The 22,577-nt window shown below is 69.7% G+C and carries 24 protein-coding genes; 12 read left to right on the forward strand and 12 right to left on the reverse strand.

Going from position 1 to position 22,577, the window contains the following annotated elements:
- Window positions 1–35: 35 nt before the first annotated feature.
- The 8 genes from AAF430_19265 (at window position 36) to AAF430_19300 (ending at window position 6,654) form a co-directional block, all read left to right on the forward strand.
- A complete protein-coding gene (locus AAF430_19265; GenBank protein MEM7412377.1) occupies window positions 36–1,253 on the forward strand; it encodes an amine dehydrogenase large subunit in 1,218 nt (405 codons plus the stop codon).
- The gene (locus tag AAF430_19270; protein ID MEM7412378.1) at window positions 1,253–1,786 is read left to right on the forward strand and encodes a MauE/DoxX family redox-associated membrane protein; all 534 of its coding nucleotides are present in this window, start codon (window positions 1,253–1,255) and stop codon (window positions 1,784–1,786) included. The genes AAF430_19265 and AAF430_19270 overlap by 1 nt, the downstream gene beginning before the upstream one ends.
- Window positions 1,783–2,400, forward strand: a complete 618-nt coding sequence (locus tag AAF430_19275; protein ID MEM7412379.1) for a methylamine dehydrogenase — start codon at window positions 1,783–1,785, stop codon at window positions 2,398–2,400. The genes AAF430_19270 and AAF430_19275 overlap by 4 nt, the downstream gene beginning before the upstream one ends.
- Window positions 2,397–2,951 carry a methylamine dehydrogenase light chain gene (locus AAF430_19280; protein MEM7412380.1) on the forward strand — a complete coding sequence of 185 codons (555 nt, stop codon included), beginning with the start codon at window positions 2,397–2,399 and terminating at the stop codon, window positions 2,949–2,951. Before AAF430_19275 ends, AAF430_19280 begins: the two co-directional genes overlap by 4 nt.
- A complete protein-coding gene (locus AAF430_19285) occupies window positions 2,948–3,355 on the forward strand; it encodes a hypothetical protein (GenBank protein MEM7412381.1) in 408 nt (135 codons plus the stop codon). Before AAF430_19280 ends, AAF430_19285 begins: the two co-directional genes overlap by 4 nt.
- Window positions 3,356–3,458: 103 nt before the next feature.
- Entirely contained in the window at window positions 3,459–3,935 is a 477-nt protein-coding gene (locus AAF430_19290) for a (2Fe-2S)-binding protein (GenBank protein MEM7412382.1), read from the forward strand.
- Window positions 3,932–6,085, forward strand: coding sequence for a molybdopterin cofactor-binding domain-containing protein (locus AAF430_19295; protein MEM7412383.1), 2,154 nt, complete (start codon window positions 3,932–3,934; stop codon window positions 6,083–6,085). Before AAF430_19290 ends, AAF430_19295 begins: the two co-directional genes overlap by 4 nt.
- A 53-nt stretch (window positions 6,086–6,138) precedes the next feature.
- A complete protein-coding gene (locus AAF430_19300; protein MEM7412384.1) occupies window positions 6,139–6,654 on the forward strand; it encodes a TetR/AcrR family transcriptional regulator in 516 nt (171 codons plus the stop codon).
- Window positions 6,655–6,674: 20 nt separating this feature from the next.
- Here the strand turns inward: AAF430_19300 and AAF430_19305 are convergent, their stop codons facing one another.
- Together AAF430_19305 and AAF430_19310 are read right to left on the reverse strand one after the other, a co-directional pair.
- Window positions 6,675–7,367 carry a class I SAM-dependent methyltransferase gene (locus AAF430_19305; GenBank protein ID MEM7412385.1) on the reverse strand — a complete coding sequence of 231 codons (693 nt, stop codon included), beginning with the start codon at window positions 7,365–7,367 and terminating at the stop codon, window positions 6,675–6,677.
- Window positions 7,368–7,445: 78 nt separating this feature from the next.
- Window positions 7,446–8,351 (reverse strand): LysR family transcriptional regulator, encoded by a 906-nt coding sequence (locus tag AAF430_19310; protein ID MEM7412386.1) that lies wholly within the window; start codon window positions 8,349–8,351, stop codon window positions 7,446–7,448.
- 122 nt (window positions 8,352–8,473) lie between these two features.
- Here AAF430_19310 and AAF430_19315 point away from each other — a divergent pair, with 122 nt between their 5' ends.
- The 4 genes from AAF430_19315 (at window position 8,474) to AAF430_19330 (ending at window position 13,822) form a co-directional block, all read left to right on the forward strand.
- Window positions 8,474–8,881, forward strand: coding sequence for a VOC family protein (locus tag AAF430_19315; protein MEM7412387.1), 408 nt, complete (start codon window positions 8,474–8,476; stop codon window positions 8,879–8,881).
- Window positions 8,882–8,890: 9 nt separating this feature from the next.
- A complete protein-coding gene (locus AAF430_19320; GenBank protein MEM7412388.1) occupies window positions 8,891–10,510 on the forward strand; it encodes a pyridoxamine 5'-phosphate oxidase family protein in 1,620 nt (539 codons plus the stop codon).
- Between the two features lie 175 nt (window positions 10,511–10,685).
- A complete protein-coding gene (locus AAF430_19325) occupies window positions 10,686–11,906 on the forward strand; it encodes an acetyl-CoA C-acetyltransferase (protein ID MEM7412389.1) in 1,221 nt (406 codons plus the stop codon).
- A gap of 203 nt (window positions 11,907–12,109) precedes the next feature.
- Window positions 12,110–13,822, forward strand: coding sequence for an ATP-binding protein (locus AAF430_19330; GenBank protein MEM7412390.1), 1,713 nt, complete (start codon window positions 12,110–12,112; stop codon window positions 13,820–13,822).
- Here AAF430_19330 and AAF430_19335 read toward each other — a convergent pair.
- The 10 genes from AAF430_19335 to AAF430_19380 all read right to left on the reverse strand — a co-directional run bounded on the left by AAF430_19335 (window position 13,749) and on the right by AAF430_19380 (window position 22,533).
- Window positions 13,749–14,180, reverse strand: coding sequence for a hypothetical protein (locus AAF430_19335; GenBank protein MEM7412391.1), 432 nt, complete (start codon window positions 14,178–14,180; stop codon window positions 13,749–13,751). The genes AAF430_19330 and AAF430_19335 overlap by 74 nt on opposite strands.
- Window positions 14,181–14,274: 94 nt before the next feature.
- Window positions 14,275–15,123: a TauD/TfdA family dioxygenase gene (locus AAF430_19340; protein ID MEM7412392.1), complete on the reverse strand. Its 849-nt coding sequence runs from the start codon at window positions 15,121–15,123 to the stop codon at window positions 14,275–14,277.
- Window positions 15,120–15,758, reverse strand: a complete 639-nt coding sequence (locus tag AAF430_19345; GenBank protein ID MEM7412393.1) for a TetR/AcrR family transcriptional regulator — start codon at window positions 15,756–15,758, stop codon at window positions 15,120–15,122. The genes AAF430_19340 and AAF430_19345 overlap by 4 nt, the downstream gene beginning before the upstream one ends.
- A gap of 123 nt (window positions 15,759–15,881) precedes the next feature.
- Complete coding sequence (locus AAF430_19350) at window positions 15,882–17,051, reverse strand: acyl-CoA dehydrogenase family protein (protein ID MEM7412394.1); 1,170 nt, start codon at window positions 17,049–17,051, stop codon at window positions 15,882–15,884.
- 14 nt (window positions 17,052–17,065) lie between these two features.
- On the reverse strand, window positions 17,066–18,271 hold the full coding sequence (locus AAF430_19355; protein ID MEM7412395.1) for an acyl-CoA dehydrogenase family protein: 1,206 nt from the start codon (window positions 18,269–18,271) through the stop codon (window positions 17,066–17,068).
- Between the two features lie 70 nt (window positions 18,272–18,341).
- Window positions 18,342–19,394 carry an LLM class flavin-dependent oxidoreductase gene (locus AAF430_19360; protein MEM7412396.1) on the reverse strand — a complete coding sequence of 351 codons (1,053 nt, stop codon included), beginning with the start codon at window positions 19,392–19,394 and terminating at the stop codon, window positions 18,342–18,344.
- Between the two features lie 24 nt (window positions 19,395–19,418).
- Complete coding sequence (locus AAF430_19365; GenBank protein MEM7412397.1) at window positions 19,419–20,657, reverse strand: CoA transferase; 1,239 nt, start codon at window positions 20,655–20,657, stop codon at window positions 19,419–19,421.
- 106 nt (window positions 20,658–20,763) lie between these two features.
- Entirely contained in the window at window positions 20,764–21,450 is a 687-nt protein-coding gene (locus tag AAF430_19370) for a hypothetical protein (GenBank protein ID MEM7412398.1), read from the reverse strand.
- A 25-nt stretch (window positions 21,451–21,475) separates the two neighbouring features.
- Window positions 21,476–21,895: a DUF1330 domain-containing protein gene (locus AAF430_19375; GenBank protein ID MEM7412399.1), complete on the reverse strand. Its 420-nt coding sequence runs from the start codon at window positions 21,893–21,895 to the stop codon at window positions 21,476–21,478.
- Entirely contained in the window at window positions 21,892–22,533 is a 642-nt protein-coding gene (locus AAF430_19380) for a TetR/AcrR family transcriptional regulator (protein MEM7412400.1), read from the reverse strand. Before AAF430_19380 ends, AAF430_19375 begins: the two co-directional genes overlap by 4 nt.
- Between the last annotated feature and the right edge of the window lie 44 nt (window positions 22,534–22,577).

Here is a 22,577-nt window from a genome sequence, read left to right on the forward strand (position 1 = left end):
AGGCTCTACCGTGCGCCCAACGAGGAGGGCCCGCTATGAGGAAGCGACTCGCCACCCTGTCGGTGTTCGTCCTGATGGGTGCACTCGCTCCGCGCGTCGGCACGTCCCTCGAGCCCGAAGCCGTCGGTCAGGTGGCCACGCTTCCGCCGGTGGGCGACCACTGGGTCTGGGTGCCCGACCGGGTGCTCGAGCACAGCGTGCTCTTCGACGGCGACGACGGATCGGTGCTGGCGGCGCTGGCGAGCCCCGGTGCGCTCACCCCGAAGCTCCCGCTCTTCGCTCGCTCCCGGGGCGAGTTCTATTCGGTCGACGTCGACTACGCGCGCGGCACCCGGGGCAAACGCACCGACTACGTCACGATCTACGACGCCGAGAGCCTGCAGGTGGTCGGCGAGGTGGTGCTCCCGCATCCCACCTCGGCGAGCAACACCAGCCTCCACCACGCGACACTCCTGGATGGGGATCGCTTCCTGGTCGTCTTCAGCCAGTTTCCCGAGACCGTCGCCACCGTCGTCGATCTCGAAGCGCGCAGCGTGAGGGCAGCGGTGCCGATCGCCGGCTGCGCAGGGCTCTATGCCGTCGGGGCGCAGCGCTTCGCCACCCTCTGCGGCGATGGCACCACCCTGTCGGTGACACTCTCGCCCGACGGCACGGCGAGCGGCACGGCCCGAAGCCCGCGCTTCTTCGACGTGATCGAAGATCCCGTGTCCATGGCCGGCGTGCGTCTCGGCGCGAAGTGGTTGTTCGTGAGCTTCGCCGGCCAGGTGCACGCCATCGACTACGCCGACGCGACTCCGGCGCCGGCCGACCCCTGGCCCTTGGCGAGCGCGGGCGAGCGCAGCACGGGCTGGCGACCGGGTGGGCTCCAGCCCTTCGCGCTTCACCGCAGCACCCAGCGGCTCTTCGTGTTGATGCACCAGGGAGAACCGGGCACCCACAAGGATGCGGGAGCCGAGATCTGGACCTTCGACGTCGCCGAGCAGGCGCGAGTGGGACAGATCGAGGTGCCGAACCTCGCGGTCGATTTCCTGGGGCCACTGCTCGAACTCGAGGGCTTCGGCTTGAGCCTGCTCGGCTGGGTGGTCCCGAACCCGGGCGCGCACTCGCTGGCCGTGTCCCAGGATGCCGAGCCGCTCCTCTTCACGCGCAATGGCGAGCTCGGCGCCGTCGCCGTGCTCGACGCCACGACCGGCGAACACCTCCGCTCGGTGGGTGAGCTCGGCATCTCCGGCCCGACGCTGGGGGTGCCGTGATGGACCCGGTCCTCACGACCCTCGCTCGGCTCGGCCTGGCGCTGCTCTTCGTGAGCGCGGCGCGTCACAAGTGGCGCGATCGTGTGCGCTTCCAGGGCATCCTGGCCGACTACCGGTTGCTCCCGGATGCCCTCGTTCCCGCCGCAGCGCTCGCGCTCCCGGCGCTCGAGGTCGCATTGGCGGTCGGGCTCGGTCTCCCGGCGACCGGCGCTGCCGCTGCCGTGGTCGCACTCGGTGTCCTGCTCGTCTACAGCCTGGCCATCGCGGTCAACCTCGCGCGCGGCCGCCGCGACATCGACTGCGGCTGCGGAGGGCCCGGGCAGACCCTGCACCCGTGGCTCCTCGTGCGGAACGGGGCGCTCGGGTTGGTCTGCCTGGCGGCCTGGCTTCCGGCTGCGTCGCGTCCGCTCTCGGCCTTCGACGCCGCGACCGTCGGGCTCGGCCTGGCCGCGCTCGCCTTGCTGTGGCTGACCGCAGCCCAACTCGCCTCCACGTCCGAGCCCGGCTGGAGATCCAGGAGGTTGTCTCGATGATTCCCGCACTCGTCGTCTCCCAGGTGGTGCTGCTGCTCCTCGTGGTCGCGCTCGCGGGCGTCGTCTTCGCGCTGGCACGCCAGCTCGGGGTGCTGCACGAGCGCGTCGCGCCGGCAGGCGCGCTGGCCCTGTCGGGCGGGCCCCGCGTCGGTGAGGCGGCGCCGCAGGTCGCGGCTTCGTCGCTCGCCGGCACGCTGGCCCACATCGGCTCGCCGAGCGGAGAGGGAGTCTCGCAGCTGCTGTTCTTCCTGTCGCCGCGCTGCCCGGTGTGCAAGACGCTGCTGCCGACGGTCCAGCGCCTGGCCCGCTCCCACGGCGTGCGGCTGCTCTGCGCGAGCGACGGGGCCGAGGACGACCACGCAGCCCTGGCACGCGAGTACGGTCTGGCGCTCGAGGACTACTTCGTGTCGACCGACGTCGGTCTCCGCTACGGGATCGCGAAGCTCCCCTACGCGGTGTTGCTCGACGGCGAGGGCATCGTGCGGGCCCAGGGCATCGTGAACACGCGCGAGCACGTCGAGAGTCTCTTCGAGGCCGAAGCGCTGGGCGTCGCCTCGATCCAGGACTATCTGGCCGCCTCGAACGAAGTGCGCGCCGAAGGAGCCCGGGCATGAGTCGCTTCGACGAACGCTTCGAGGGGTTCACCCGGGTGTTGGCGCGGCGCACGAGTCGGCGATCCGTGCTCGGACGTCTCGCGACGCTCCTGGTCGGCGCCTCGGCGGTGCCGCTCCTGCCGGTGAGCCGCGCCTCAGCGCAGACGCCGAACCCGCGCGTTCCCGCGCCGAAGGAGACGCTGACGGGCGACGCGGGCGACCCCACGAAGTGCGACTACTGGCGCCACTGCGCGATCGACGGGTTCCTGTGCGCGTGCTGCGGCGGGAGTGCCACCACGTGTCCGCCGGGAACCGAGATGTCCGCGGTCACCTGGATCGGGACCTGTCGGAACCCGGAGGACGGCAAGGACTACATCATTTCCTACAACGACTGTTGCGGGAAGGGGTTCTGCGGGCGCTGTGGCTGCAACCGCAACGAGGGCGATCGGCCCGAGTACCACTGGTACCGCAGCAACGACATCAACTGGTGCGTCGGCACCGAGAGTCAGGCCTACCACTGCTCCGTGGCGATCGTCGCCGGGCAGGCCACCGAGGCCCAGCCCGAGCAATGAGGCCGGGACGGATCGCGTGGCTCATCGCGTTCGCGAGTCTCGCCGCGGTGGGGGTGGGCGCCGAGGTGCCGGTCCGCGAGAGCTACGTGTTGCACTGCTCGGGCTGTCACCTTCCCGACGGAGGCGGTGTCGCTGGGACGGTGCCGTCCCTGCGCGAGATCGGTCCGCTGTTGAACGCGGAGGGCGGGCGGGAGTATCTGACGCGTGTTCCGGGCGTCGCCCAGGCGCCGCTGGCGAGCGACGAGCTCGCGGCGCTCCTCAACTTCGTCCTGGTCGAGTTCGCCGGTGCCGAGGGGTTCGCTGCGTTCACGGCGCAAGAGGTCGAGGCGGGCCGAGCCGAACCGCTGCGCGACCCGCTGTCGGCGCGGCCCGCCGTGCCTGGGGCGAGGGGCTCCGATGAGTGAGCCGATCTCGACCTTCGCCGAGGATGCGCTCGGGCATGGCGATACCACCGGGTTCGGTTACGTTACGCATCTGTAACGAAACTGCCGCGCCCGGGAGCCCCTGATGCGAGTGAATCAGCGAACCGTCGACGTCCCCGAGGCCTGGACGGGCGCGAGCCTGCTCAGCTTCCTGCGGGATCATCTGGGGCTGACCGGCACGAAGTTCGGTTGCGGCAAGGGGCTGTGCGGTGCCTGCACCGTCCACCTGGACGGCACGGCCGTGCGGTCCTGTCTCACACCGGTCTCCGCCGTGGGTGACGCCGCGGTCACCACGATCGAGGGGTTGGGCGGGGAGCGGGCGACCCACCCGGTGCAGCGCGCCTGGCACGAGCTCGCCGTCCCCCAATGCGGGTACTGCCAAGCGGGACAGATGATGAGCGCGGCTGCGCTGCTCACGCGGGACGGCGCTCCCAGCGAAGAGAGCATCACCCAGGCGATGGAGGGCAACCTGTGTCGCTGCGGAACGTATCCGCGCATCCGCAAGGCGATCCACCGCGCCGCCGCGATCGAACGCGGTGAAGCGCCGCAGGGTGCGGAATGACGGCGCCGCTCTCGCGCCGTGAGTTCCTCAAGGCCGCGGGTTGGACCGCGGGGGGCGTCACGATCTTGTCGGGCTGCAGCCTGATCCCCGTGCTCCCGTCCTTCGACGGACCGTCGGCTGGCTCGGAGCTCAGCTGGGTACAGCTCTGGCGCGATGGGCGGGTGCGCTTCTTCTGCCCGCGTGCCGAGATGGGGCAGGGCATCGCCACCGGCCTCTCCCAGGTCGTGGCCGAGGAACTCGGGCTCGAGCTGGGCGACATCGACTGTCGTTACCCGCGCACCGACGAGATCCAGAAGGTCGCGATGACCGTGGCGAGCCAGAGCATCGAGGAGTACTTCGAGCCGACGGCGCGCGCCGCCGCGACGCTGCGCACCGAGCTGGAGCGACGCGCCGCCCGACGCCTCGGCGTGGCGCCCAGCGCCCTGTTGCTCGAGAGGGGCCGGTTCTCCGCGGCCGGTGCGCGTGTCGCGTTCGCCGAGCTCTTGTCCGCCGACGAGGATGCGCTGCTTCCGGCGGCCGAGCAGGGCCGCGTTCCGCTGCTCAGCCAGCGGGCCGCGAGCCAGCGTCGGGTCGTGGGGCGCGATGCGCCGCTCGTCCACGCCGAGCGACTGCTCAGCGGACGCGAGGTCTACAGCCGCGACGTCCGGCTGCCGGAAATGGCCTTCGGTGCGGTCGCGCGTCCTCCCCAGATCGGCGCCGCGCTCGAGGGATTCGATGCCGACGCCGCGCGCGGCGGGGCCGGGGTGATCGCCGTGGTCGAGGGCCCGGCGAACGCGGTGGGGGTCGTCGCGGAGACGCCGATGGCAGCGACCGAAGGCATCGCAGCGCTGGCGTGTCGCTGGCGCGCGCTCACGCCCGAGGAAGTGGCGGAAGTCGATCGTGCCGTCGATGTCGATGCGCTGTCCGTGTCCGGGGACCTCGACCACACGCCGGAGGACGAGGGCTCCCTCTCCGTCGGTCGCGAGCGCGCCACGGCCGAGATCGACGTGCGCTACGACACGCCGCTCACGGCCCACGCATCGATGGAGCCTCGCTCGGGGGTGGCGCGGGTGACGGAGGAGGGCTGCGAGGTCTGGACGGGGAGCCAGGATCCCTGGTTCGTCCAGGGACACGTGGCCCGCGCCCTCGGACTCGACGTCGAGCGCGTGGTCGTGCACAACCACCGGATCGGCGGCGCCTTCGGCGGTCGCCTGCTGTGCCAGGCGAGTGTCGAGGCCGCCTGGTTGGCACGAGGAGCCGGGCGGCCGGTGAAGGTGCAGTGGACGCGCGAAGAAGAAACGGCGTGGAACTACGCCGGGCCTGGCTTCTCGCATCGCATCCAGGCGGGCGTCGATGCCGACGGTGAGATCGCCTACTGGCATCACCGGATGGCGGGAGGGCCCATCCTCATTTCGTCGGCGCTGATTCCCGACCACCTGCACTGGGCGGGCGACCTGGCGCCCGATCCGGGCACCCGACGCGGGACGGATCTGCCCTATCGCGTCGCGAACCGCCGCGTCGATTTCGCCGACGTCCGCGCTCCGATGCCCACGGGAGCGTGGCGTGGCCTCGGAGCGGCACCGAACACGTTTGCCGTCGAGTGTGCCCTCGACGAGTTGATCTCGGCCGGCGATCTCGACCCGTTCTCCTTCCGACAGCGCCATGCACTCGATCCCCGTTTGGCGAGCGTGCTCGAACGGCTACGCGCGTTCGCGGGCTGGGACGCGGCGCAGGAACGCGGCGCGACGCTGGGCATGGCCGCCGCGGCGTACAAGCACGTGACCTTCGTGGCGGTCGCCGCGCAGGTGTCCGTCGCAGACGGAGCGCCTCGCGTCGAGAAGCTCTGGTGCGTGCACGACTGCGGTACGGTCATCGCGCCCGACCGCGTTCGGGCCCAGATCGAGGGGAACCTCGTGTGGGGCGTAGGCATGGCGTTTCGTGAGGCGCTGGTGCTCGAAGCCGGGCGGGTCGCCACCACGAACTTCGACGGCTATCGGGTCGCGCGCATGTCCGACGTACCGCCGATGGAAATCGAGCTGGTCTCCACGGATGCTGCGCCGAGCGGCGCTGGCGAGGCGGCGTTCGCCCCGGCGGCGGCGGCGATCGTGAACGCGCTGGCACGCGCCGAGCGGCGGCGTTCGCGGAGGTTGCCCTGGCGGGCGTCCGCGTAGGGTCGGCGGTCGCTCGCGGCGGCCGGCCGCGAAGCCAGGAGGCGTCAGAGGCGATCCAGCGCGCGACCCTCGAGCTGCTCTGCGAGGAGGGGTTCGGTCAGACGCGGATCGATGCGGTCGCCGAGCGCGCGGGTGTCTCGCGCCCCACGATCTATCGCCGCTACGCCGATCGCGAAGCGTTGATCGAGGCGGCGGTCCTGGCGTGCTTCGAGGCAGACGTGCCCGTCGTGGCCGAGAGCGAGGACGCGCTCGCCGACCTGCACGCGCTCCTCGACAACACCATCGAGATGCTCGAGCGCACACCGATCGGGCCGGTCTTCCGCGCGATGATTCCGCACCTGCCGCGCCATCCCCGGTTGGGCCGGGTGGCGAACGCGCTCGGTCGCCAGCGGCGCACGCGACTCGCGCGGGCGCTCGAGCGCGCGATCGCGGCGGAGCAGGTGGCGCCTCCGCGTTCGGTCGACGCCGTGCTGGATGGACTGATCGGAGCGATCTACTTCCGCTACTTCATCACCGGAAGACGACTCGACCGGCGCTACGTGCGGAAGCTTCTGGACGGGCTCCTCTAGGACGCTGGCGTCGCGACGGCTCAGGCCCGGGCGAGCCAGCCCCGCCAGCCCATGCCCAGGTAGAAGAGTTCCCGGTCTCGAAAACCGGCTTCGTCGATCAGGGATTCGTCCCGCTCCGGCGTGACGAGGCCCGCGTTCGCGTCCAGAGCGGCTCGCGCGTTGGCGACGACCTCGGCGTCGACCCCCGAGGCGCGCGCGAACGCGGCGTAGCGGTCGAGCCGCCGTTCGAAGTCATCGCTCGCCCGGTCGAGACACTGGTCGACGAGAACGAAGGGGGCACCCGGTCGGAGGCGGCTGCGGGTGCCGCGAAGGATGGCGCTCTTCGTCCCATCGTCGGGAAGCAGGCCGAGCACGAGGACGCACGTGGCCGCGTCGAAGGGGCCGGGTGGTGCGTCTTCGACGGTTCCTTCGAGAAGCTCCACGCGCTCGGCGAGCTCAGCGCCGATGACCTCCTGCGCGAGGGCGAGCATCCGGGGCGCGGGATCCACACCGAGGAAGCGAAAACCGGGCTCCTGCTGCGCGAGGGCGCGGGTTTCCAGACCTCCGCCCGCACCGACGACGAGCACGTGGGCATCGGCCGGTGCGCGCTCGCGAAGCAGGACGCCGATCATCTGCAGCACACCGCTGTGTCCCGGCATGAAGGCGGGCGGGCCGTTCTCGAGGTAGCCCCGTACGAACGAGTCGTCCCCGAAATGGACTTGGAAGTCGGCCATGATTCCTCCCGGTGAGAGTGCGTTCGCTCGGAGGGTGCCAGAGCCGTGGGCCGAGTTCCGCGATGCAACACGTTCGCGTCAGAGGACCCCCAGCTGCTCCCGGAGGTCGGCCTTCATCCAATCGAGGAACGCGCGCAGCCGCGGGGTGAGCAAGCGGGCATGCGCATAGGCCAGCTGGACCGGAAGCGGCGGAAGCTCGAAGTCTTCGAGCACGACCTGGAGCTGGCCGCAGCGCAGCTCTGGCTCGACCTGGTAGGTGAGGAACTGGCCGTATCCGAGACCGGCCGTGCACCCGGCCACGGCGGCTGCCACCTGGTTGGTCGAGAAGCTGCCCGACACCGCGACGTCGATCGCCCCGGACCCGTCGCGCTCGCGGAAGTGCCAGATCTGACTCGGCGTGATGCCCGAGAACTGGACGCACGGCAGCTCTGCGAGTGCCTCGGGCCGCTCGGGCATGCCGGTTCGCGCGAGCAGCTCGGGACTCGCACACACGACGCGTCGCATGTCCCCGACGGGGATCGCGATCATCGTGGAATCGGCCAGGCGTGCGATGCGGACGGCGGCGTCGATCCCCTCGTCGACCAGGTCGACGACGCGGTCGAGGAGGATGCACTCGATCTGGACGGCGGAGTGCTGCTGCAGGAAGCGGGCAACCGCGGGCGCCACATGGCGCTGCCCGAAGAGAACCGGCGCGGTGATGCGCAACGGGCCCTGGGGTTCGCCGCGCACGTCCCCGACCAGCGCCTCGGCCTCATCGATGTCGGCGAGAATCCGCCGGCAGCGTTCGAGATAGACCCGCCCCTCTTCGGTCAGGGACATCCTGCGCGTCGTGCGCCGCAGCAGCGTGGCTCCGAGCTCCTGCTCCAGGTTGGAGAGGACCCTCACCATGGTGGGCAACGAGCGACCCCGGGCGTCGGCAGCGGCGGTGAGGCTGCCTCGATCGACGATCTCCACGAAGGACCGCATGGCCATGAGCTTGTCCATCGCCGAAGATTACTCTGAAAAATGGAGTAGTGATATCGGTTGGAGCCCATTTATCAGCTCGATGAAAAGAGAAATCCTCTCCTCGAACCCGGGCCATCCGGCCCCACTCCAGGAGGGATCCCATGAGCCAGCTGCCCCGAACCGCCGGTGTCCATCACGCCGGCCTCACGGTTCCCGATCTGGCAGCCGCTGCCGCCTTCTTCGAGAAGGCTCTCGGCTTCGAGCGGGTCGGCGAGGTCCCGGACTACCCGGCCGTCTTCGTGAGCGATGGCGCGGTGATGATCACCCTGTGGCAGGCCGAGAACGGGGCCGACGCGACCCCCTTCGATCGAAAACGGGGGATCGGGCTCCACCACCTGGCGTTGCGCGTCGACCCGAGCGCGCTCGACGGGCTGCACACGGATCTCGCCGCGCGGGAAGACGTGGCCGTGGAGTTCGCACCCGAGTCCCTCGGGACCGGCCCGACCCGCCACATGATGTGCCGCATCCCCGGTGGCATTCGCCTCGAGCTGATCGCTCCCGCAGGTTAGGAGAGCGCCATGACGGAAGTGTCTCCGTTCCACGCGGGCGAGCAGCAGATCCAGACGCAGCTCGGTGTCAGCGACATCGACCACTGGGCGCGCAAGGTGGTTCGGCCCTATCTACCCGAAGAGCACCGCGCGTTTCACGCGGCCCAGCCCTTCCTGGTGGCGGCGGCGCGCGATCGGCGCGGTCGCCCCTGGGCGACGCTCCTCGCGGGAGAGCCGGGCTTCGTGGCTTCGCCCGACGACCGGTCGCTGGCGATCGACGCCCGGCCCCCGCGTGGGGATGCCCTCGAAGACGCTCTGGTTCCCGGCGCGGATCTGGGCCTGCTGGGCATCGAGTTCGCGACCCGACGGCGGAATCGGCTGAACGGGCGCATCGCCGAGGCCGCACAGGCGCTCGTGTTCCGCGTGGATCAGAGCTTCGGCAACTGTCCCCAGTACATTCACGAGCGAAACTGGCAGCGGGTGTGCGAGGCCCCCGGCGACCCGCGACGAACGGACCGGCTCTCTCCGTCGCAGCAGCGCTGGATCCGGGAAGCGGACACGTTCTTCATTGCCAGCGGCTACCGCGGCGAGGGCGAGAGTCCGAGCTTCGGGATGGATGCGTCCCATCGCGGCGGCGAGCCCGGTTTCGTCGTCGTCGAAGACCCGACGTGTCTCGTGTTCCCCGACTACGCAGGCAACAACCACTTCAACACGCTCGGCAACCTGCTCCTCGATCCGCGCGCGGGTTTCCTGTTCGTCGACTTCACGTCGGGCAGCTTGCTGCAGATCACGGGACACACCCGGATCGACTGGGATTCGGACGACCTGGCACGGTTTCCGGGGGCGCGGCGGCTCGTCGCGCTCGACGTCGAAGAGGTCGTGGAACTGCCCCGCGCGATCCCCCTGCGCTTCGAGGCCAGCGCCGAAGCGGTTCGTTCGGTTCGCGTGGTCGAGAAGCGACGCGAGAGCGAGGACGTGACGTCGCTCGTCCTGGCCGCGCGCGATGGCGGGCCGCTGCCCCGCTTCGACGCGGGGCAACATCTGCCCGTCGAGCTCGAGGTGCCGGACACCACGGAATCCGTCCGTCGCACCTACTCGTTGTCGGGGGACCCGGCCGACCCGCACTATCGGATCACGGTCAAACGCGAGCCCCAGGGGCTGGCGTCGCGCTTCCTCCACGACCGGGTCGAGGAGGGCGACATCCTCTCCGTGCGAAAGCCCGCCGGCGACTTCCGGGTCGGCTGCACCGAGTGCCCGGTGGTGTTGGTGAGCGCCGGCGTCGGCGTGACGCCGATGGTCTCGATGCTCCAGGCACTGGCCAGCGAAGCCTCCGAGCGTCCCGTCTGGTTCGTTCATGGCGCGCGCGATGGAGACCACCACCCGCTGGCCGACGAGGTGCGCGACGTCGCGGCGCGGGCGATCGGCATCCGCGTCCACACGGCCTACAGCCGGCCTCGCCCGGAGGACACGGCACACGACAGCGTCGGGCGCGTCGATGCGGCGTTGCTCGCGCGTCTCGTCGATCGCCCGGACGCGCACTATTTCCTGTGCGGGCCGGTGGGCTTCCTCGCCGGGCTCCAGAGCGAGCTCGAGGCGCGGGGCGTTCCACGGGAGCACATCCACGCGGAGACGTTCGGCCCGGTCGGGTAGGGGGCGCGGGCGGCGCTCGGGCCCTCTCCCCGCCTCCAGATCGAGCGATGGCGCCGAGGACGGTATGCTGCGGCTCCGACCCCGCGCTCGGCGGGGCGCCGTTCGTCACCCCGTCCGCGGCACTCGAAGGGGTCCCGCCCCCCGAGTCCGCCATGCCCACCGAGGAGCCTCTGCCATGTCCGACGCATTCATCATCGACGCCTGCCGCACTCCCCGTGGCGTGGGGAAGCAGGGCAAGGGTGCGCTCGCGCATCTCCACCCCCAGCATCTCGGTTCGACCGTGCTGAGTGCCCTGCGGGAGCGCAATGGCCTCGACACCGCCGACGTCGACGACGTGGTGTGGGGGACGAGCTCACAGGTCTCCGAGCAGTCGGGGGACATCGGTCGCATGTCGGCGCTCGATGCCGGCTACGACGTCCAGGCCAGCGGGGTCACCCTGGACCGCTTCTGCGGCTCGGGTATCACCGCCTCCAACATCGCCGCGACGGCGGTGATGTCGGGGATGGAAGACCTGGTCATCGCGGGCGGCACCGAGATGATGTCGCTCCCCAAGAAGGGGATGATGCCGATGGGTGCCGGGAACAAGCACCTGCAGGAGATTCACCCGCAGTCCCACCAGGGCGTGTGCGCCGATGCGATCGCGACCCTCGAGGACATTCCGCGCGACGACCTCGACGCCCTGGCGGCCGAGTCCCAGCGCCGCGCGGCAGTTGCGATCGAAGAGGGGCGCTTCGACAAGAGCCTGGTCCCGGTGCACAACCTCGACGGCAGCGTGGCCCTCGACCGCGAGGAGTTCCCGCGCCCGGGCACGACCACCGAGTCGCTGGCGAAGCTCCCGCCGAGCTTCCCGGCGATCGCGGACTACCGGCATCAGGAAAACCCGACCTTCCGCGAACTCATCAACATGAAGTATCCGGATCTCGACATCCAGCACGTCCATCACGCAGGGAACTCGTCCGGCGTGGTCGATGGCTCGGCGGCGATCCTGTTCGCGAGCGAGCAGTACGCGAAGGACCACGGGCTGAAGCCGCGGGCCCGGGTCGTGGCGACGGGCAACATGGGCGACTGCCCGACCTTGATGCTCAACGCTCCGGTTCCGTCCACGAAGAAGATCCTGAAGCGGGCGGGCATGACCCTCGGCGACATCGACCTGATCGAGGTGAACGAGGCCTTCGCCGTCGTGGCCGAGAAGTTCCAGCGTGATCTCGATCTGGACCGCGACAAGGTGAACGTCAACGGCGGCGCGATGGCGCTCGGCCACCCGATCGGCGCGACCGGCGCGATCCTGATCGGCACGCTGCTCGATGAGCTCGAGCGACGCGACCAGCAGGTCGGGCTCGCCACGATGTGCGCGGGCGGTGGCATGGCCCCGGCCATCATCATCGAACGGGTCTAGTCGGCGCTCTCGGCCGGGGTCCGGATTCGGACCCCGGCTCCGGTACAGCCCGGCTATCCTGCGGGTGTCGGCGCGTAGGCGCGCCCCACGGATCGGATCCCGACCCGCCGGTCGCCCCGGCGGGAGGGCGAGGTTCCAGGCTGGCCGTCGAACGACATCCCGATCCCCTGCGCGGTCCCCTCGACCGGGTCGCCGCTATCGGTGTGCCGGTCGCAGCGGCGGGGACCGCCGTCCTGTTCGCCGTGCTCGCCGCGGGCCAGGAGTGGATCGGCGACCCCCGGCGTACCTGGGGAATGGAGGTGTCTCCGGGTTTCGTTGCGCTGTGGAGCGCGGTCGTGTGGTTGGCCGTCCGCGGGCGTCCGGTTTCGCATCGGATGGCCCATCCACTCTTGTTCTCGCTGTGTCTCGCGATCTCGCTGCACCACGGCTTCCATCAGTTCACGCTCGCGAAACCCGCATTGACGACGAATGCGGCGCTGACTGCGCTGGCATGCGCTTACTTCTTTACCGCGCGTGCGTGGTTCCTGGCGGCAATGGCGGTGTGTGTCCTGGGCTGGTTGCCCGGCGCAGCCTCGGGGGGACCCTTCGCCCCGGAGTGGAGGCATTGGACGGCGACCCTCGTGAGTGGCGTCCTGCTCGCCATCGCGAGTTTCGAAGCCAAGCGTCGCGCCTTGATTCGGGTCGAGTCTCTGCGGATGCTGGCGGAGAAGCGCGAGGTCGAGGCCGAACGCGCGCTCGCCCAGGCCGAGGCGGCGAACGCGGATCGCCTCGACATGGAGCAGGCCATGCACGAGGCCCAGCGTCGCGAGTCGCTGGGCCTGTTGGCCGGCGGGATCGCGCACGACTTCAACAACCTGTTGACCGTGATCGGCGGGAACGTCGAGCTGACCCGACTCGAGCCGGGGCTCCCCGCGTCCGTGCGGGAAAGCCTCGAGACGATCCGTTCGGCATCGGACCGCGCGGCCCAGCTCACGCGGCAGCTGCTGGTCTACTCCGGTCGTGCGAAGCCCATGATTACGGCAGTGGATCTCGGCGCCCGCATCGACGGCACTGTGGGCTTGTTCCGGTCCTTGCTCGGCCCGAACCTCGTCGTGGATCTGGCGGGGCCCACGCGACCGATCACGGTGCAAGCCGATGCGGCCTTGCTCGATCAGGTCCTGATCAACCTGATGCAGAACGCGATCGAGGCCTGCGCGGACGATGGAGGCAGGATCTGCGTCGGTTGGGGCCGGGAAGACGCCGAGAGCCCGGGCGTGCCGCGGGATCGCGTATTCATCGAGGTCTCCGACTCGGGCTGCGGCATGGACGAGTCGACACGACGCCGCATGTTCGAGCCCTTCTTCACCACGAAGAAGGAGGGCACGGGCCTCGGTCTCGCGGCCGTGAAGGGCATCGCCGAGGGCCACGGTGCGCGGATTCGGGTCGAGACGTCACCTGGAACCGGGACGCGGGTCCGTTTCGTCATGCCGGCCGGCGAGCGCAGTGGCTCCGAGTTGCTTCCCGACACGCCCCCCGCACCGCCCGTCGCGGGTCCGGTCCTGGTCGTCGACGATCAGGACGAGGTCCGCCGCGTTGCTCGCGGCTTCCTTTGCGCGGCCGGCTACGCGGTGCGCGAAGCGGCGGGAGACGAGGATGCCCTGGAGGCGTTGATCGGCGAGGGTGGGGCCGCCGGTGCCGCGGTCGTCGACCTCACGCTGCCGGGAGCATCGGGGTACGAGGTCGCCGCGGCGCTGCGACGGCGCGTTCCGGATCTGCCCATCGTGATCATGAGCGGCTTCGACCGGGAGGACGCGCATCCGTCTCCCGCCACGCGGGACGCCTTCCCCTACGTCCAGAAGCCCTTCAGCCAGTCCCAGCTGCTGGACGCACTCGGTCGGGCCGTGGACGACGTGGGCGGCGCTTCGGCGGACGCCTGAGTCTCGGCTTCACACCAGGCCTCGCATGCCCCTGCGGAGCTAGGCGCTCGGGCCGATCTTGTCGATCCGGCAGCGAATCTGCTTGTGGTGCGGGCAGCCCGTGAACGGGTCGCGGTCCTGGGCGTCGCTCAGGACGTTGATCGACACCCCCGACATGGCGAGCTCGCCGTCGCGGTCGCCATCCTGCGGGGTACTTCGGGATGGAGTAGGCCTTGTTGCAGACGTAGCCCGTCGTGCGCGCATGCCGATCGTCGGGACGGATCTTCGCGATCTTCCCTGCCTCGACGTCGAAGAGCAGTCCGCAGTTGTGGCCGCAGAGGTTGCACGCACCGGAGATCCCGGTGGCATCCAGGGGCAGGGGGGTGGCCGAGACGGATCGGTCGACGACGGTGGTCTGGGTCATGTCGAACTCCTGGCGCGGGTGAGCGCGCGCGGTGCTTGGCGGGCCGCTGCTAGAGCGCGGCGCCCACGGTGGTGCGGTGGAGCAGCCGATCGTGGCCCTCATAGCCGCCGGTGGCGCGGTGCAGAACGCTGCGATTGTCCCAGATGACCAGCATGCCGGGCTCCCACCGGTGTCGGTAGAGGAACTCTTCGCGGGTCTGCCAAGCGTGGAGCTCCTTCAACAGCGCCGTGGATTCTTCGGGGGCGACGCCTTCGAAGCCGATGATGTACGCCAGCGGAGCCCCGAAGATCCCGAGGCGGCCGGTCTCCGGGTGGGCGCGGACGAGCGGATGGGATCGCTCTTCGAGCGCTTCGTCCGAGGGCCGGATGTCCATGCTGCGTCCACCCGCCTGGTCGCCATCGCCGTAGATGCCGTCCTTCGCGTAGCCGAGCTTCGCCGAGTGGATCGCGATCTTGCCTTCGCAGCGCGCGCGCAGGGCATCGGGCATGTGCTCGAGCGCGAGATGCTGATTCGCGTAGAGCGTGTCGCCGCCCTCGGGCGGGATCGTGATGCCGAGCAGACAGGTGCCGATCGGCGGGTGTTCCTGGAAGCTCCAATCGGTGTGCCAGACCTCGGCGAAGATCTCGGTCTTCTCGTCGGCGTCGCGCTGGATCGCGGCGATGTGTTCCCGTCCAGGGATTGGTGCAAAGAAGGGATCGCGACCGAAAGGGCCGAAGTAGAGCGTGAAACGCTCGAGATCGTCGTCGCTCATCTGCTGCTTCGGGAAGACGAGCACGTGGTGTTCGAGCCAGGCCGCGCGCAGCGATGCGACGGTTTCCGGCGTGAGCGGGCGCGAGAGATCGACGCCCTCGACGATGGCGCCGCAGGCTTGTCCCGTCGGGGTGACGGTCGACGTCATGGGGTCCTCCTGGCGAACTCGGTGCGGATCATTCGCTCGATCGAGCGCCGCTGGGTCTCGACGAACGTGTTCTCGGGCGGCAGCAAGGCGCTGACCATCGCGGCCCCTTGCAGCGTGCTGATCAAGGCGTTCACCGCGCCGGCGTAGTTCTCGTGCTCCCGGGCGGTGTCGGGGAAGAGTTCCTTCGCGCCCTCGATGATCTCCGACCGGTGGTGCTCGATGATCGGAACCACCCGAAGCGCGAGGTCCGGATCGGTGCGCGCCGCGAGATACAGCTCGAAGGCGGCTTGCAGCTGGGGAGACGTGAACACGTCCCACAGATGGCGAAACACGGCGCCGGCCGCGTCCGTCCGTGCGTCGCGATCCCTGGCGAACGCCGTCGCGAAGTGCGCGCGAGCGTCGGCGAGGACCTGGAAGAGGGCCGCTTCGAGCAGGTCGAGCTTCGACGGGAAGTGCTTGTAGAGGGCGCCCTGGCTGACCGCCGCGGCGTCGGCGATGGCGGTGGTCGTGGCTCCGGCGTACCCGGACTGGGCGAGCACATCGATGCAGGCGCCGAGGAGACGAGCGCGCGTACGCTGGCTGCGGGCCTGGACCGGTCTCCGGGCGGCGGCGGGGGAGGTGTCGAGCGCTTCCATGCCCGCATCCTACGCCTTCCAAAAGAAAGTAACAAGTCGCTTTCTTTTGGAAGGCCAGAATTACCGGGCGAGAGCAGGGGGCCTCCCGCGGCCGCGCCGCGGGGGTTCGCGGCGGACCCGGGTCTACCCGATCGGCCCCATCATCACGCTCGCCAGCCTCTTGCGCTGATGCACGCCATCTCCGTAGAGCGCCTGATTGTGCAGGCTGCGCTTGAAGAAGATGTGCACGTCGCACTCCCAGGTGAAGCCGATACCGCCGTGGAGCTGCACCGACCGATCGGAGATGAACGCACCGGCGTCCGAGGCGGCGCTCTTCGCCATCCGCGCCGCCGTCTCGGCGTCGTCGGCGCCGCGGTCGATCTCACAAGCCGCGTGGTAGAGCAGCGAACGCGCCCGGTCGATCTCCACCATCGCGTTCACCAGCGGGTGTTTGACCGCCTGGAAGAAACCGATCTGGCGCTCGAACTGCTTGCGCTGCTTCGCGTACTCCACGGTCGTCTGGAGCTGCCACTCGCTGGTGCCGCAGAGGTCGGCGGAGACCAGCACGAGCAGCGCCGGCCACGCGCGCTGGAGCGCGGGCAGGGCCGAGCGCGAGATGATGGCGTCGGGGCCGACTCGCACGTTCGCGAAGCGCAGCGTGGCCTGATCGCGCGTCAGGTCGTGGATGTGATCGGCGCGGATCTCGAGGCCCGTGGCGTCCGGGGCGACCTTGCAGAGCACCACGTCGTCCCCGAGTCGGGCCGTCGCGAGAAGGCAATCGGCCTTGAGCGCGTCCTGAACGAAACACGCGGTGCCGTCGAGGACAAGATCGTCGCCCTCGTCTCGTGCCGAGAGAGCCGGTGCGCCCGGGTCCCAGGCGCCGCGTTCGCCCGTGATCGCGAGCGTCGCCGTCGCGCCCTCCGCAATGCGTGTGAGCTGTGCCTTCGCGACGTCGCTACCCGCCTCGCGGAGGACCCAGCTCGCGGCCAACGTGGATACGAGTGGGGAGGGGAGGGCGTGGCGCCCGACCTCTTCGACGACTCCCGCGATGCCCACGAGAGAGACACCTGCGCCGCCGTCTTCGCTGTCCACCGCCAGCCCAGTCCAGCCGAGCTCGACGATCTCCTTCCACAGACCGGCATCCCAGCGCGGGGCCTGGCCCTCGTCGTAGATGGGCTCGGGCGCCTCTGCGACCAGGCCGCGCAGGGTCTCGACGGGGAGGCGTTCGTCCAGGAACTGGCGCGCCATGTCGCGTAGCAGCGTCTCGTCTTCTCCGAAGCCGAAGTTCCTCGGGGCAGCGTTCTTCGTGGCCATGGGGTCCCTTTCGCCTACTTCGACTTCGGCAGGCCGAGCACGCGCTCGCCCAGGATGTTCCGCTGGATCTCGTTGGTGCCGGCCGCGATCGTGTGCCCGTAGGAGTTCATGTAGGCGAGAGGCCAGTAGCCCTCACTCGGCGCCTTCTCGTCCAGCTTGTAGAGCGTCGAGTGGGCGCCGGCGATCTCGACGCCGAGCCGCGCGTTGTCCTGGACGAACTCGCTCGAGGTCAGCTTCTGTTGGAGGGGGAGGCGCATCGGGTGGTCGCAGAGCGCCGGAACCCGGGCGCGACGACCGTTCTGCTTCATGCCCTCGGCGACGATCGCGCGCTGCATGATCGCGTCGCGGGTCACCGGGTCGTCCGCGGCGCACTCGCCGTCGCGCCAGGTATCGCGCGCCAGGTCGATCAGGCGCTGGGTCGGATGGGGACCGTCGCCACCGCCGCTCCCCGCGCTCTCCGCGGCGCCGCGCTCGTAGGTGAGGGTGGTCATCGCCACCGTCCAGCCCTTGCCGACTTCGTCGAGGCGGTAGGCATCGGGCACGCGCGCGTCTTCGAAGAGCACCTCGTTGAAGCCCGCCTCGCCCGTGATCTTGACGAGCGGTCGGACGGTGACGCCCGCGTGTCCCTCGATCGGGCAGAGGAAATAGGTGAGACCGTCGTATTTGTGGTCCTTGCTCGTGCGGGTGATCAGGATCATCCACTTCGCGAAGTGGCCGAGGCTCGTCCAGACCTTGTGGCCGTTGACGATCCAGTCGTCGCCGTCGCGAACGGCGCTGGTCTGTTGGTTGGCCATGTCCGAGCCCGCACCCGGCTCGGAGAAGCCCTGGCACCAGATCTCGTCACCGGACAGGCAGCCCGGGACGAACTTCTTCTTCTGTTGGTCCGTGCCATGCACGAGGATCGTCGGTGCCGCCATGTTGAGTCCGACGATGTTGATCAGGAACGGGACGCGGGCGCGGCCCATCTCCAGGTTGGCGATGCGCTGGAAGCCCTCGTGTCCACCTCCGCCGTACTCCGTGGGATAGTCGGCGCCGACCAGGCCCGCGTCGTAGCACTTGCGCTGCCAGGCCTGGAGGTAGTCGCGCTGCCCCGTCGTCATCACCTCGATCGGGGTGATCGGCAGGCGCTCGGGCGCGGGCGGCGGCGCGTTCTCGGCCAGCCAGCGCCGGGCGTACTCCTGGAATTCCTGCTGCTCGGGGGTGAGGACGGCGGCGCTCACGGGAACCTCCTTCTGGGAATTGGGCAGGGTAGGGCATGCGCAGGGACCCGACGAAGCCGCAGCCGCGCGGTCATGCGGCGCCCGCGTCTTCGAGGACCATCTCCGTCGCGCGGCCGAGCACGTCGAGGCGCCCAGTCCCATCTCGCGCGATCGGGTGGAGCATCAAGAGGTCGATGCCGACCTCGGCGTAGCGCCGCAGACGAGTGCGCACCGCCGCTTCGTCGCCGAGGATCGCGGTCTGCATCACCATCGCGTCGGGGACCGCCGCGACGGCCTCGGGCCGCTTCTGCTGCAGCCAGAGGTCGCGTACCTCGCGGCACGCGTCTTCGAATCCACCCCGCGCGTAGGCGTCGTTGTAGAAGTTCATGGTAGGCGAGCCCATGGCCGACAGCTGGAAGGCCAACTGGTTCTTCAGCACGGGAAAGAGCTTCTCCGGATCGCCCGTGATCGCGATCGGTGCGTCGACGCAGAGGGTGAGGTCGTCGAGGCGGCGCCCCGCCTTCTCGGCGCCCTTCCGCAGATAGGCGAAGTGGGCGTCGGCGGCGTCCGGCGTAAACGAGGTGCCGAGCCAGCCGTCCGCGATGGCGCCGGTCATCTCGAGCGCGCGCGGCGCAAGGGTCGCGAGAAAGATCGGGATCCGTGCGGGCGGCTGGGAGATGCGCAGTGCCTTCCCCGGTCCGCCCGGGAGCGGAAGCTTCACCGTCTTCCCGTCGTAGGCGAGCTTCTCGCCGGTGCACGCGAGTCGGATGATCTCGACGATCTCGCGCATGCGCGTCGCGGGTCGGTCGAACGACTGGCCATGCAGTCCCTCGACGACCTGGGGCCCCGAGTTGCCGAGCCCGAGCAGGAAACGACCGTTCGTCACCGTGTCCATCGAGAGCGCGGTCATGGCGGTGGCTGCGGGAGTGCGCGCGCAGAGCTGCATGATGCCGGTGCCGAGCTTCAGTCGTTCGGTCCGCGCCGCGAGGAACGCGATCGGGGCGATCGCATCCATGCCCCAGGCCTCGGCACTCCAGGCGGAGTCGACCCCGAACTTCTCGGCTTCGGTGGCGAGTTCGAGCATCGCCTCGAACTGCTCGCGGCCGCCGGTGGTCGGGCCGCCCACACGAATCGCGGTCTTCATCGGCACGGCCTCTGGTTGCGGATGTCAGCCGTCATCTTCCGATCCCCCTTGCTGTGCGAAGAGCCCGCGCAGCTGCTCTGCATGGGATCGGTCGCGTTCTTCGAGCGCTTCGATCTCCGCAGCCGGGACGCCGATGCCTTCGAGCACGCTGCGGGTATCGGCACCGATCAAGGGCGCCGGGCGCGACGGGAAAACGCCGGATCGGACGTCCTGCCCCTCGAACTCGACGGCGGGTCGCGCCATGCGCAGGGGGCCAGCGGTCGGATGTTTCGATTCGGCCAGTGACCGTCGGTGGAGCACCTGTTCGTCCTCGTGAACGTCGTCGAGGGAGTTCACGCGTGCGACCGGGATTCCCATCGCATCGAGGGTCTCGCAGACCTCGGCGGTGGTCACATCGGCGAGCAGGGCGTTGATGGCCGACCGGAACGCGTCGCGCCGCGCAAGGCGGGCGGGCAGCGTCGCGAAGCGCGGGTCCTTGTGAAGCTCGCTGCCCCGCCAGACGCAGAAGAGTTCGAAGAGCTCGTCGGCGAGAAGGATCACCTGAATCGGGCCGTCTTTCGCTTCGAAGATCTGGAAGTAGTCCGCAAGGTCGGTCGGGTCCTGAGCGTCGCCGCCGAGGAAGGTGCGCGCCCACATGACGTCGGGCCAGTTGAACTGCAGTGCGGCATCCAGCATCGAGACGGGCAGGTGTTGACCCCGGCCCGTCTTCTCCCGTTGAAGCAAGGCCGCGGTCACGGCCTGTGCGGCGGTGAGTCCGGTCACCTTGTCGTACAAGATCATGCGGATGAGCTCGGGGGCCTCCTCGCCCTGCAAGGCGGCCGCGCCGCTCGTCGCCTGGATGAGCGGGTCGAAGACACGGCGGTTCTGATAGGGGCCATCGGGCCCGTAACCCGTCATCGACGCATACACGAGGCGCGGGTTGCGAGTCGACAAGGTGTCCCAGCCGAGCCCGAGCGCCTCCATCTTCCCGGGGCGATAGTTCTCCACCAGCGCGTCGGCGGTGTCCACGAGCGACAGGAAGATCTCCCTCTGCCGCTCGTCCTTCAGGTCCAGGCTCACCGACCGCTTGTTGCGATTCAGCACGGCGAACATCGCCGAGATGTCGCCGCGGCGGTTTCCCAGATAGCGCGCCGGGTCGCCGACGCGGGGCGGCTCGATCTTGATGACCTCTGCGCCTTGGTCGGCCAGCAACATGGCGGCCATCGGCCCGGCGACGGTCGTAGTCAGTTCGAGGACACGGGTACCAGCGAGCGGTCCGGGCATCAGGCGTCCCTTTCTGAGCTCGGGGAGGGGGCGATGGCCCGCCTCGCGCCCGAGGGATCGTTGCCGCCCAGTGTCGACGAGAGCGCTCCTCGGGTCGAGCCGGTTCTCAGAAGACCCGGAACCGTCGACCGCGCGGCTCGGGCACGATCGCGCGCTCGGGCAGCGTGCAGATCCGCTTCATCCGCGTCTTGCTGCCGTCGACGTACTCCCAGATCAGCTGGTCTCCTTCGAGATACCGCCGCACGACGACGGGTCCCCAGCCGAGGACGTGGAAGTCGAGGACGCCGTCGTTCCAGACCATGCTGGCGGAGGTGCGGGGGCAGAACTCGCGCTCGCCGATCGTGAACAGGACCGCGCCTTCCGTGTCGTTGGTGGTCTCGCCGCCGCTGCTGTTCGGCCCGGAGTCGTGAATGATGCCCGACGACGTGACGACGACGCGGCGACCGCACTGCTCGACGCGCTCGATGTGGCCCACATGGCCGCCTTCCACGCCTTCCCACAAGCCGCGAATGTCGGACGCTGCAGTCGGAAGCGGCTCGGTGCACGCGGCCAGGATCGGCAGGGGGAAGTGATCGTACGCGCAGCCCGGGGTGTTGCCCTTGGGAATCTCGGCGGCGCTCTTCCCGCTCCCGTCGAGCTGGGGCAGGTCGCAGTAGTCGATCTGGCTGCCATCGCCGGCCAGGGTGGCGGGGTCGGTCGCCACCGGAGGTCGGCTCGAAAGGAACACCAGCCAGAACGCCACGAGGAAGAGGCCTCCGACGCCGAGGGCGACGCCCAGCAGGAGGCGTTTCATCGCGGGGCTCCGGGCGAGAGGCTCATCACGCTCCGGCCGATCCTTGGATCCGAATGTTGAGCTGACCCGCCAGCCCGGCGTCGCGGTGGACGTGGACTTCCTGGTACTCGGGCGACTGCATCATCTGCTGGAACGCTTCGTTCGACGGGTACTCGACCAACGCGATCATGTCCCACAGCTCCTCGACCTCGCCGAGCATCAAGCCGGTGACCACCCCGCCGTAGATCTGTCGGCCGCCGTGCTTCTCGACCAGCTTCACGACTTCGGCGGCGTAGGCCATGTACGCCTCGGTGCCCGAGAGAGTGGTCTCGCGGCCGTCGGCGTACTCCGCCTTCTCCTTGAACTTGAGCATGTTGACCATCACGAACGCGCCGCTCGGCGCGCCCGGACCGAAGAACTCTTGCAGGCGCTCCATGCTCGGCACGACCTGGTTCTCGACGTTCATGAGCGGATCCTTTCTCTGGCGTTTGGGGAATCGAGGGTGGCAAGCAGCGCCCGCGCCGCGCGGCGCAGGGTCGCTTCGGCACGCGAGCGCGAGAGGCGTTGCGCGGAGCGCAGTCGATCCCAGGCCTCGGACGACGTGACGAGATCGAGCGCTTCGAGCGCGTCGGACGGGGCGTCGCGCAGCTCGGGGAACCAGGCGAGCAGCCGCTTGCGCGTCTGCTGCACGAGGGCGCGTTGCTGCGAGGCGAGAAACTCGGACCGGTGCACCTTGCGTTGGGTCGCGCGCAGGTACGGAGCCACGCGCTCGAACAAGGCCGCGCGCTCGGCCACCATGCCGTCGACGCGTTCCGCGAGCGGGGCGTCAGCGGGGGGAGGATCGCCGAGCAGGGGCGCGAGTTCCCGGTGGATTCGCTCGTTCACCGTCGCGTAGAGCGCGTCCATGTCCGAGAAGAGTCGGAAAACGGTCCGGATGCCCAGCCCGGCACGCTCGGCGACGCTGCGCGCCGAGGGCGAGACATCCCCTTCACCGATCAACTCGAAGAGGGCATCCGCGATGCGTTGGCGACTCTGTACGGAACGCAGGCGGCGCCCGTCCGTCGAAGCGTCGCCGCTCGCGGAAGCTTGGGTGGCGCGACTCACGTCGGCTGCCTCACCGACGGCTTCGCCCGGCGTGGGGCGAGTGC

Source organism: Myxococcota bacterium (genome assembly GCA_039030075.1).
GTDB lineage: Bacteria > Myxococcota_A > UBA9160 > UBA9160 > SMWR01 > JAHEJV01.